This is a genomic window from Brevundimonas alba (genome assembly GCF_011927945.1).
GTDB lineage: Bacteria > Pseudomonadota > Alphaproteobacteria > Caulobacterales > Caulobacteraceae > Brevundimonas > Brevundimonas alba.
On sequence record NZ_JAATJM010000001.1, the window covers coordinates 142990 to 154915 of the forward strand.

Genomic DNA, 11926 nt, shown 5'->3' on the forward strand with positions numbered 1-11926 from the left:
AAAGGCGTTCTATGGCCCAGCAACCGACCCCCTCGCACAGCGCTGACGTCATCGAATTGGGCAAGCCTCACGAGCGCAACGACCCGATCGTGTGCCTGTCGCACCTGCGTTGGGACTTTGTTTTCCAGCGTCCCCAGCACCTGATGTCGCGGTTCGCCGCCAACCGCACGGTGCTGGTGTTCGAGGAGCCGCTTCCGGCCGAGCCGGGCGCCGCCATGGGTCTGGACCTGCGCACCTGCGCCGACAGCGGCGTGATGGTCGCGACCCCGCGCCTGCCCGACGGTCTGGACGGAGCCTGCCGCAACGCCGTGCTACGGCAACTGCTCGACGAGGCCCTCGCCGCCCACGACATCAAGCGGCCGGTGCTCTGGTATTACACGCCGATGATGCTGCCGCTGGCGCGCCACATCGATGCGGCCGCCGTGGTTTACGACTGCATGGACGAGCTGGCCAACTTCAAATTCGCCCCGCCGGAGCTGACGGTGCTGGAGCGCGAGCTGTTCTCGACCGCCGACGTGGTCTTCACCGGCGGCTACAGTCTCTACGAGGCCAAGCAGGACCTGCACGACAACATCCACCCCTTCCCTTCCAGCGTCGACCGCGAGCATTTCGCCCGCGCGCTCGAACTGGGCAGCGGCTCCGGCGAGGGTCGCCCGCGTCTCGGCTTCTTCGGCGTGATCGACGAGCGGATGGACCTGGAGCTGATCGCCGCCGTCGCCGACGCGCGCCCCGACTATGACTTCGAAATGGTCGGCCCGGTCGTGAAGATCGCGCCGGAAGACCTGCCGCAGCGTCCGAACCTCACCTACCCCGGCCAGAAGTCGTACGACGAACTTCCCGCCTGCCTCGCCCGCTGGGACGTCGCCCTGATGCCCTTCGCGATCAATGAGTCGACGCGGTTCATCAGCCCGACCAAGACGCCGGAGTATCTGTCCGCCGGCCGCCCCGTCGTCTCGACGCCGATCCGCGACGTCGTTCGCCATTACGGCGACCTTCAGGCGGTGCAGATCGCCGACACGGCCGAGGCCTTCGTCAAGGGCTGCGACCGCGCTCTCGAACTCGCCCGCGGCTCCGACAACGCCTGGCGCGATCAGGTTACCGAGGCCCTCGCCAGCCTGTCGTGGGACCAGACCCAGCTGCGCATGACCGCCCTGATCGACAGCGCCGTCCAGCGCCGCCTGTCGCCGATCTCCCGCACCGCGCCCGCCTCGCCCTCAGTTTGGCCCGCGATGCGCCGGTCGCACTACGACGCCCTCATCGTCGGCGCCGGCTTCGCCGGGTCGGTGCTGGCCGAACGGCTGGCCTCGCAGGGCCAGAAGGTCATGCTGATCGACCGCCGTCCGCACATCGGCGGCAACGCCTTCGACCGGCTCGACGAAGCCGGCGTGCTGATCCACCAGTACGGTCCGCACATCTTCCACACCAACTCGGCTGAGATCTTCGACTACCTGTCGCGCTTCACCGAATGGCGGCCCTATGAGCACCGCGTCTTGGCGCAGGTGAACGACAAGCTCGTGCCGATGCCGATCAACCGCACGACGCTGAACGCCCTCTACGGTCTGGACCTGCGCTCCGACGAACAGGCCGAGGCCTATCTCGCCTCGCGCGCCGAGCCGGTGGAGCGCATCCGCACCTCCGAGGATGTCGTCGTCAACGCCATCGGCCGCGAGCTCTACGAGACCTTCTTCCGCGGCTACACTCGCAAGCAGTGGGGCCTCGATCCGTCGGAGCTCGACAAGTCGGTCACCGCCCGCGTCCCGACCCGCACCAACACCGACGACCGCTATTTCACCGACGCCTTCCAGGCCATGCCGCTGCACGGCTACACCCGGATGTTCGAGAACATGCTCGACCACGAGAACATCCACATCGAGACGGGCGTCGAATACCGCGACGTCGTCAACGAGGTGCTGGCCGACCGTCTGGTCTTCACCGGCCCGATCGACGAGTTCTTCGACCACCGCTACGGCGAACTGCCCTACCGCTCGCTCCGCTTCCGGCATGAGACGCTGGATCAGGAGTGGTTCCAGCCCGTCGCGACCGTGAACTATCCGGCCGAGGAGACCCCCTACACCCGGGTCACCGAGTACAAGCACCTGACCGGCCAGAACCACGGCCGGACCAGCATCACCTACGAATACCCGGCGGCGGAGGGCGACCCCTACTATCCGATCCCCCGCCCCGAGAACCAGGCCCTCTTCAAGAAGTACGAGGCGCTGGCTGCGACGCGTCCCGACGTCACCTTCGTCGGCCGTCTGGCGACCTACCGCTACTACAACATGGACCAGGTCACCGGTCAGGCGCTGGCCACCTGGCGTCGGCTCAAGCCGGTCGCCGCAGGCGATACGGCCGTCGAGGGCGCCGCCATCGCGGGCCTCTGACACAGGAACTGCTGCATCCCGGCCGGCGCCCGGCCCGGATGCAGCCTCCTGTCGGCATTACCACCGGTAGCGAAGTCCCGCGGACGTCTCCGTGGCCCGGTAGTCGTCATTCCACTTCAGCCCCCAGCTCAGGAAGCCCGCCAAGCCTGCATTCCGCCTGCTGTCCAGATCGACCGTTCCAGCCAGTTCGCTGAAGGTGCCGCCGAAGTCGTCCAGCGTCTCGATCTCGGCCCCGCCGATATCGATCGTCGTCCGGTTCGCCGCCTCGACCTCCTCCCAGACCCGCGCGGTAAGGCTGAACCTCGCCCGGACGTCTCTGTAATCGGCCCCGACCCCTATCCGGCCGCCCAGGCTCAGGCGCAGGCTGGTCGGGTCGTCCCAGTCGACCGTCGCCCCGGGAACCGTCAGGGCGTCGATGCGCGTGGTGACCCGTGACACGCCGACCAGGGGCTCAAGGAAGGTCCGTTCGCCGAGCCGGACTGTATAGCCGCCCTCGGCCTGGAAGCCCCAACTCCTGACCTGCCCGTCCGGAAGCGTGCCGGAGGGCGCCAGCGAGGGCGCGTCATAGGTCAGGTCCAGTTGGTTGGCGGCGACGAGAGCGTGAACGAAGGCCGGGCCGTGAACCACAGTCCCGTAAGCCCCGAAACTGGTTCCGGACAGGTCGAACCGCGTCGCCGACTGGTCGAAGGAAACGTCGGAATCGACATGGCCGATCATCGCGCCCGCCAGCCACCGCGTGCCCGCCGCCGTCTCTCCCGAGATCAGGTCAACGCCCGCAGTCAGGGCCGTCGTCTGCTGGTCGTGGCTGATGTCATAGGCATAGCTGGCGCCCGGCAGCACGTGGAAGCCCGCGGCTCGCCGATCGTGATCGCCGGTCGAAATCTTCACCCAGACGCCTGGGGACCCGACCGTGCCGGCGCGCGCCTCCAGATCGGCCTGCCGGTCCAGCCACGCCCCGGTGCTGCCGTGCCAGAGCGACTGCGTGGCGGCGCCCAGTGTCGGGAATTCGAACGCCTCGGCGTCCGGCGCGCCCACCAGCACGTGCTGCTTGTTCCCGTTCAGGACCAGGTCGTAGAAGAACAGCCCCTTGTCCAGCACGCCATCCGCCGATCCGTCAGCCCGCCAGTGCGAGGAGTTCGGATCGAGCACGAAATGCCCCGCGGCCGTGCTGCCCGCGCCCGACACATCGACGAGCACGATCCCGGGATTGTAGGCCCCTGCGCCGGTTGCGGCGATGTCGTTGACCAGTATGCGGGTGACCCCGGCGGTGGAGCCCCCGGTCAGGCTTAGACAGTCCGCCGCGGTCTGAACGGCGCAACTGGTCTGGGCCGTGCCTCCAAGGTCGACATCCATCACCAGCAGGCTGTTTCCGGCCCCGGTGAACAGGGCGCCCGGTGCGAAGATGCGGTCGTTGGCCTGACCGTCGAGCCCCGAGCCGGACAGGCCGAAGATCACCCGGCCGGCGTTGTTCCACCGCTCCAGCCCCATGAAGGTCAGGCTGGATGCCGCCGTCGTCCCCTCCCCCACGCCCAGCAGGCCGCCGTTGGCGAAGGTGTCGACGCCGCCCCCGAAATCCCACGTGGTTGCGGCGCCGTGGGCGCTGGTGAAGATCGCGCCCGACGCCGTGTTGTTCAGGGTGTCGGCGCCAGCGCTGAACACGCTGAGGCCGGTCGTATGCCATGAGAAGGCGGAGCTGTTGGTGAACACGACATTGTCCGTCAGGCCGCTGAAGTTGACCCGGCCGTTCAGCTGGCCCGCGTTGTTCACCACCGCGCTTCCGCCAACCGCCCTGATGGCCAGATCGCCATAGCCCCCCGCTCCCGTATTGACGGAGCGGACGATGGTGTTGGAGCCGATGTTGACGGTGTTCACGCCTCCCGCCGCATTGGTCATGTCGACCACCCACGAGTCCGCCGCAGCTCCCTGCCCAACGATCCCCGCTACGGTGGAGAGGCCCCCGCCGAGGTTGAGCGTCACCGCCCCCCCGTTGCTGACGGTCCGTATCGCGCTGCCGAGCGGAGCGGCGACGGTCTCCGTCGATATGCTTATGGACCCGGCGCCGCTGGTGACAGCCTCGATCGCGGCCGCCCCGCCTACCGACTGAGCGCCGAATACGGTGTTGGCGGCGAGGATCGTCGTCGTCCCCGCGCCCAGGTTCGATGTCTGGATGCCGTATCCGCCGCCGCTGATCACCCCCGCGCCCGAGTTCACGACCGAGATCGCGCCCCCCGAAGCGAAGACATCGATGGCCGTTCCGCCGGACGCCACGGTTCCCGAGTTTGCGACGGAAGCGCTCCCGGAGCCGGCCTGGGTCGCCCGCAAGCCGCGCAGCGAGCCGGCGACGGAGCCGCTGGAGTTGATCGACAGGTCACCCGTCGACGCGGCGTTGATCACCGCCGCGTCGATGCCCGCCACAGTCGGGGCCGTCATGGCGCCAATTGAGCCGGTGTTGACGACCACCACATCCCCGTCGCCCTGGTGCAGTGCGCGAACGCCGACGAAAGACGCCGACCCGGTGATCGCGCCGGCATTGCGGACGAAAATGTCACCCGAACCGCCCGTCTGCGCGAGAATGCCGAACGCCCCGCCGGCCGTGTTGCGGACGTCGAGGTCTGTCGCACTGTCGATCGACAGGCTTCCCGTGGCGGAGAAGGCCGCGATCGCGGCGCTGAAGCTCTGAATGTTGGCGGTGTCGGTTCCATCTCCGGCCCCGACCGAGATCAGACCGGCGCCCGCGACGATCGAGAGGTCTCCGGTGGACGTGCGGGCGAAGATCCCCGTGCTGTTGTCGCCGATGACCGAGAACGAAAGCGCGTCGCCCAGATCGATCGAGACCTCGCCGGACATCGTGCGGGCGAACAGGCCCATCGCGCCATCGACCTCACCCCCTGCGCCGTCGTCAACGATGACCCCGAGACCCGAGCCCGCCGTAATGCGCACTTCGCCAGCCGACCGCGCCGCAATGCCGGTCCGACCCGAGCGGACCAGGACGCCATCCGCGAGGACGACGGACGCGAGGCCTGAGCCATCATTCTGCGCCTGGATTCCGAAGTCGCCGCCCCTCAGGCTGGATCCGTCGCCGACATTGATCACGACGTTCGCCAGGCTGGCGCTGTTGAGGATGAAGCCGGCCACCCCGACGCCCGCCTCACCGACGACATTCACGCCGCTGAGCATTCCGACGTCGAGCACTACGGACCCCAGCCCGCTCGTCTGGCCAAGGATGCCGAAGTTGTCGGAGTATACGTCTCCGTCGCTCGATATGGCGGTTCGGCCGGTGCTGGCCGCGTCGCTGAAGCCGGCCGCTATGCCGAACGCCGTGGTCCCGTCCAGCGCCGAGCCGATCACGCCCGTATTGTCGATGTCGATGTCCTGACCGGTCGCGCCCGTGGCGATGCCATAGATGCCCGCGAACGTCGCCCCCCCGACATCGGCCCCGCTGATCACCGAATAGCCGCCGACCGTTTCGACCAGAATGCCGTATCCGCCTGCGGAATCGATGGTTCCACCCGACCCGACCATGACCGTGGTCGCGCCAAGGCCGGCGTTCTCGACACCGACGCCCGCAATGCCGCTCTCGAGGTGCGCCCCGTCGCCGACCTGCACCAGGATGTCGCCGTCGCTGAGCGCGTTCAGGATGGCCGCGCCGACGGCCGGAGCAGGGACCGACAGACCGGCCCCGCGGACCGTCACCGGTCCTTCGTCGCCGACGACGACCGTCAGGTCGCCCAGTCCGCCAGTCTGGGCGTAGACCCCGACACCGTCCGAATAGACGTCGCCGTTGGACTGGATGAAGACGTCGCCCTGGTTGTTGGCGTCGCTGAACCCGCCCACGATCCCGAAAGCCGTCACGCCGTCCGCGACCGATCCGATATCGCCCGTGTTGATGATCCGGATGTCCGAACCACCCGCGCCCGTCGCCAGACCATAGACGCCGGCGAAGGATCCGCCATTGATCTCGGCCCCGCTGTTCACGCTGTAGCCGCCACGCGTGTTCAGATAGATGCCGTAACCGCCCGTTGTCACCAGCGTCGCGTCATCGCCGACATTGACGGTCGTCTGCCCCACGCCGGAGTGGTCGGCCTGGATGGCGACCGTCGCCGCCTCCAGATGGCTGCCGGAGCCGACCTCGATCAGCAGATCGCTGGCATTCGCCGCATTGGCGAGGATGCTGCCGATAATCGCCACGCCGCTCCCTGAACGGACGGTCACTGGGGTGACGTCGCCGATCTGCAGCGTGACGCCTCCCAGTCCCTGGGTCAGAACCGCGATGCCAAAGGCGTCGGAATAGATGTCGCCGTTCGACCGGACAAAGATGTCCTCGGCATTTGCCGCGCCGCTGAAGCCGGCGGCGATGCCGTAGCCGGCGACCCCGTCCGCCGCGGTGCCGATGTTCCCCGTGTTGACGATCGAGATATCGTGGCCGTTGGAGCCGGTGGCGATGCCATAGATGCCGGCGAAGGAGCCGCCGTTGATGTCCGCTCCGCTGGTGACCGAGTATCCGCCGCGCATCTCCAGCAGGATGCCGCCGCCGTTGCTCGTGTCGATGGTGGTCCCTTCCCCGACCGTCACGGTCGCCAGACCGGTCCCTGTCGTCTCGACATGGATGCCGGCCATGGCGCCCTCGATGTGAGACCCGCCGCCGACGCTGACGGTCAGGTCGCCCGTACCCGCGGGATTCAGGATTTCGGCCGCCACTCCGTAATTGTTCACCCCGACCACCGTGCTGGGCGAGTTCATCCCTATGAGCAGCGTTACGTCGCCGTCGCTACGCCCGACGCCGATCACGCCCGCGCCGTTGGCGTAGATGTCGCCGTCCGTGCGAATGGTGACGGAGCCCGTGTTGGCCGTGTTGGTGATCAACCCCGCCACGCCCACGCTGTCGACCCTGTCCGCCAGCGAGCCGATGTCACCCGTGTTGGTGATCGAGACGTCGCCGGTCGCGCTCGTGGTCAGGTCGGCATAGAGGCCATGGATGGCCGTCCCCGCGATGGTCCCGGAGTTCACTATCGTGACGCCTGTCGCACCGGCGATCAGCATCCCCGCTCCGCCGGTCGCGTTCAGCGCGCTGCTGTTGTTGATCGTCACCGAACCGCCGGACGTGATCGAGATCGCGCTGCCGGCGCTTGAAGTGATCACGCTCCCGGAGGTGGCGAGAGAGACCGATCCGGTCCCCGTCGTCATGGCCGCGATGCCGAAAGCACCGGTGATGTCGCTGCCAGCCAGAATGTCGATATCGCCGTCCACTGTGACAGCCGAAATGCCGACGTTCAGTGCGACGATGTCCGCGTCGCCCATGTCGATGGAAATCGACCCCGAGCCGGTGGTCCCGGCCAGTATGCCGTTTCCGGTCAGCGCCGAAATGGAGCCGGTCGTCAGCACGATATCGACGTCGCCGCTGCCGCCGCCGGCCACGATCCCGCTGTTGCTGGCGATGATCTGAAGCGCCACGTCACCCGCGTCGCCGTCGGTCAAGTCGATCAGGATGTTGCTGTCGGGGCTCTCGACCCGGATGCCGTCTGCGGCGCTGACGATCGACAGATCACCGTCGTCGAGGGTCACCGTCTGCGTCTGCACGGTCAGGCTCTCGCCTGCGCCGCCCGTGACCCGGATCCCGTCGCCGGTCTGGACCGCATCCCTCAGCAGAAGGGCGAAATTCCCATCCACGGTCGTGGTGTAGTCGATCCCCGTCGGGAAGACGCCGGGCAGGCAGATCAGGACGTCGGACAGATTGCCGTTGGCCGCCGGATTGCCGCACTCGTCCCCGGCGCGGGCGGTCGTCGGCGCGAACAGGAGGACGCTGGAGCCGGCCGCGACGAGGGCCGTGCTGGCGAGAAGGGAGAGACGACGCCGAAACCGCGAGACCATGATTTTGCCCACCCGAAGCCGCCCGCGAAATCCGCCGCGACGCGAGTGACTCGTAGCGAGATGCGGCGCGCACCGTCTTGGACGTGGGAGCCTGGACTGGGCGCCGGGCGCACAACGGGGTCAGCCCGTGCATGCAACGGGCGCGTGGCCCCGCGATCGGGCGCGGTTGGCAGCGCCTGCTGCCAGAGGGCCGAATCTCAGGGCCGTCCGGCCGCCCTGTTCCGCACCAGATCGTCGACCACCGCCGGATCGGCCAGGGTCGAGGTGTCACCGAGCGCGCCGACCTCGTTCTCCGCGATCTTCCGCAGGATGCGCCGCATGATCTTGCCCGAACGGGTCTTGGGCAGGCCCGGCGCCCACTGGATTACGTCCGGCGCGGCGATCGGGCCGATCTCGCGCCGCACCTGCGCGATCAGGTCCTTGCGCAGCGCCTCGGTCGGCTCGACGCCCACGTTCAGCGTCACATAGGCATAGATGCCCTGCCCCTTGATCTCGTGCGGAAAGCCGACCACCGCCGCCTCCGCCACCGCCTCGTGCAGCACTAGGGCGCTCTCGACCTCGGCGGTGCCCATCCGGTGCCCCGAGACATTGATCACATCGTCCACCCGGCCGGTGATCCAGTAGTAACCGTCCTCGTCCCGGCGGCAGCCGTCGCCGGTGAAATACTTGCCGGGATAGGCGCTGAAATAGGTGTCGAAGAACCGCTGGTGATCGCCCCAGACGGTCCGCATCTGCCCCGGCCAGCTATCGGTGATGACCAGATTACCCGACACCGCCCCTTCCAGCACCATCCCGTCTGCGTCGACCAGTTCCAGCTCCACCCCGGGCAGCGGCTTCGTCGCCGAACCCGGCTTCAGGTGCGTCGCGCCCGGCAGCGGCGACACCAGCACGCCGCCGGTCTCGGTCTGCCACCAGGTGTCCACGATCGGGCAGCGCCCCTCGCCCACCACCTCGTGATACCAGCGCCAGGCCTCCGGATTGATCGGCTCGCCGACACTGCCCAGCAGACGCAGCGAGGCCCGCGATGTCGCCTTCACCGGCCCGTCTCCCTCGCGCATCAGCGCCCGCAGCGCGGTCGGCGCCGTATAGAAGATCTCGACCTGATGCTTGTCGATGATCCGCCAGAACCGGCTGTGATCCGGCCAGTTCGGCACGCCCTCGAACATCAGCGTCGTCGCGCCATTGGCCAGCGGGCCATAGACGCAATAGCTGTGCCCCGTGACCCAGCCCACGTCGGCGGTGCACCAGAACACCTCGCCCGGCCGATAGTCGAACACCAGCTCATGGGTCCACGCGGCCCAGAACAGATAGCCGCCCGTGGTGTGCAGCACGCCTTTCGGCTTACCCGTCGATCCCGAGGTGTAGAGGATGAACAGCGGGTCCTCGGCGTTCATCGGCTCGCACGGGCAGTCGTCGGACACGCCGTGCTTGGCTTCGCCGTAGCGCACGTCGCGGCCCTCGACGATCGGGATGTCAGCGTTGGTGTGCGAGACGATCAGCACCGTCTCGACGATCGCCCCCGCCGCCTTCTCCAGCGCGGCGTCGACGTTGGCCTTCAGCGGCACCCGCTTGCCGCCGCGCCGCCCCTCGTCGGCGGTGATCACCACCTTCGAGCCGCAGTCCTCGATCCGCCCGGCCAGACTGTCCGGCGAGAAGCCTCCAAACACCACCGAATGCACCGCCCCGATCCGGGCGCAGGCCAGCATGGCCACCGCCGCCGCCGGGATCATCGGCAGATAGATCGTCACCCGGTCGCCCTTGGCGACCCCCTGCCCCTTCAGCACATTGGCCATGCGGCACACCTCGCGGTGCAGCTCGCGATAGCTCAGCCGGCCCGACTGGTCGGGATCGTCGCCCTCCCAGATAATCGCCGTCTCGTCCCCGCGCGTCTCCAGATGCCGGTCCAGGCAGTTCCAGGCGACGTTCAGCACCCCGTCCTCGAACCAGCGGATGCGGAAGTCGGCCTTGTCGAACGACACGTCCTTGATCCGCGTCGGCGCCGTCATCCAGTCCAGCCGCCGCGCCTGCTCGCTCCAGAAGGCCTCGGGCGTTTCGCGGGCCGAGGTGCGGGCGGTCTCGTATCCATGGGCGTTCATGCGGGCCCGCTGCGCCCATTCGGACGGGACGGGATAGACGTCAGGCTGGTCGGTCATGGCCGCGGATGCTGCCCCCGCCGTCCCGCCGGGTCAACGCGCGCCGCCCCTCCTGCGGCCGCCTCAGCGGAAAATGATCGCCGGCATCGCCCCCACGACGGCGGCCGTCATCAGGGTCGCCAGGAAGCCGGCGAACAGCCCCTTCCACACCAGACCCAGCACCTCCTCGCGCCGCTCCGGCATCAGCACGCTCAGCCCCGTCACCGTGATCCCGACCGAGCCGATGTTGGCGAACCCGCACAGGGCATAGGTCATCAGCATCCGCGTCCGCTCGCTCATCTCGCCGGCCGGAACCTTGCCCAGTTCGATGAAGGCCACGAACTCGGTCAATGTCAGCTTGACCCCCAGCAGCCATCCGGCCCGGCCCGCCTCGGACCACTCCACCCCGGTCAGCCAGGCCACCGGCATGAACAGCCAGCCCAGCATCCGCTCGACCGTGACCGGCCCGTCGAACAGCCAGAACCCGCCCAGCATCACATTGACCAGCGCCACCAGGGCGACGAACACGATCAGCACCGCCGAGATATTCAGCACCACCATCAGACCATCGGCCGTTCCCTTGACGATGGCGTCGATGGCGCTGTCGTATTTGAGGGCGGAGTCGTAGTCGGCGTGCGCCCCGCCCATGCCGGGCGTCTCGGGGATCATGATCCGCGCCAGCAATATGCCCGCCGGCGCCGAGACGATCGAGGCGACCAGCACATGGCCCGCCGCGTTGGGCAGCACCGGCCCGAGGATCGCCGCATAGGCCACCATGGTCGACCCCGCCACGGTCGCCAGCCCGACGACCATCATCAGGAACAGCTCGGACCGGGTCAGCTTGTCCAGATAGGCGCGGATCACGATCGGGCTCTCGATCATGCCCAAGAAGATGTTGGCCGCCACCGCCAGCGCCGACGCCCCGCCCAGACCCATGGTGCGCTGGAACAGGATGCCGAAGCCGTGGGTGATCCACTTGAGCACCTTCCAGTGCCACAGCAGCGCCGATAGGGCCGAGATCACCAGGATCAGCGGCAGCACCTGGAAGGCGAAGGTGAACAGCGCCCCCTCGTTTCCGACGACGTAGGGCTGATCTCCCCCGGCCAGATAGCCGAACACGAACTGCGTGCCCCGGTTGGTCGCCGTCGCCAGCCCGTCCACCGCGCCCGTGATGGCGTGCAGCACGACCTGCGAACCCGGAATGCCGAACAACGCCAGCACCAGCCCGGCCTGCACCGCGATCGCACCCAGCGTCAGCCGCCAGGGAAAGGCCTTGCGGTTCTCGGACAGCCCCCAGCAGGCGGCGACGATCACGGCCAGACCCAGAAGGCTTTGCAGATTCAGCACGCTGAACATCGACGGTCATCCCCGTCCGGCTCCCCGCCGGCCCTGCCCCGTTGAACGCCACGCGAGGGGTTCTGGCAAGCCGCCGTCTGCCGGCGCCAAGCGGCCGGTGACCCTGACCTGAATTCGACTTCGCCCGGCCAAGGTTCCGCTTCACCTGCGCCCACAGTTCGCCGCGATCCGGGCGCGCCATCACGAAAC

Annotated in this window: 4 protein-coding genes; 1 reads left to right on the forward strand and 3 read right to left on the reverse strand. The window is 68.2% G+C overall.

What is annotated here, in order from left to right; all coding sequences use genetic code 11:
* Nucleotides 1-11: 11 nt before the first annotated feature.
* Nucleotides 12-2381 (forward strand): UDP-galactopyranose mutase, encoded by a 2370-nt coding sequence (gene glf / locus GGQ87_RS00575; RefSeq protein ID WP_245161387.1) that lies wholly within the window; start codon nucleotides 12-14, stop codon nucleotides 2379-2381.
* 57 nt (nucleotides 2382-2438) lie between these two features.
* Here the strand turns inward: glf and GGQ87_RS00580 are convergent, their stop codons facing one another.
* From GGQ87_RS00580 to GGQ87_RS00590, 3 genes are all read right to left on the reverse strand, one after another.
* Nucleotides 2439-8249 (reverse strand): hypothetical protein, encoded by a 5811-nt coding sequence (locus tag GGQ87_RS00580; RefSeq protein ID WP_168044790.1) that lies wholly within the window; start codon nucleotides 8247-8249, stop codon nucleotides 2439-2441.
* Nucleotides 8250-8446: 197 nt separating this feature from the next.
* Nucleotides 8447-10402: an acetate--CoA ligase gene (gene acs, locus GGQ87_RS00585; RefSeq protein WP_168044791.1), complete on the reverse strand. Its 1956-nt coding sequence runs from the start codon at nucleotides 10400-10402 to the stop codon at nucleotides 8447-8449.
* Between the two features lie 63 nt (nucleotides 10403-10465).
* Nucleotides 10466-11737, reverse strand: a complete 1272-nt coding sequence (locus GGQ87_RS00590; RefSeq protein ID WP_168044792.1) for a NupC/NupG family nucleoside CNT transporter — start codon at nucleotides 11735-11737, stop codon at nucleotides 10466-10468.
* Nucleotides 11738-11926: the final 189 nt, after the last annotated feature.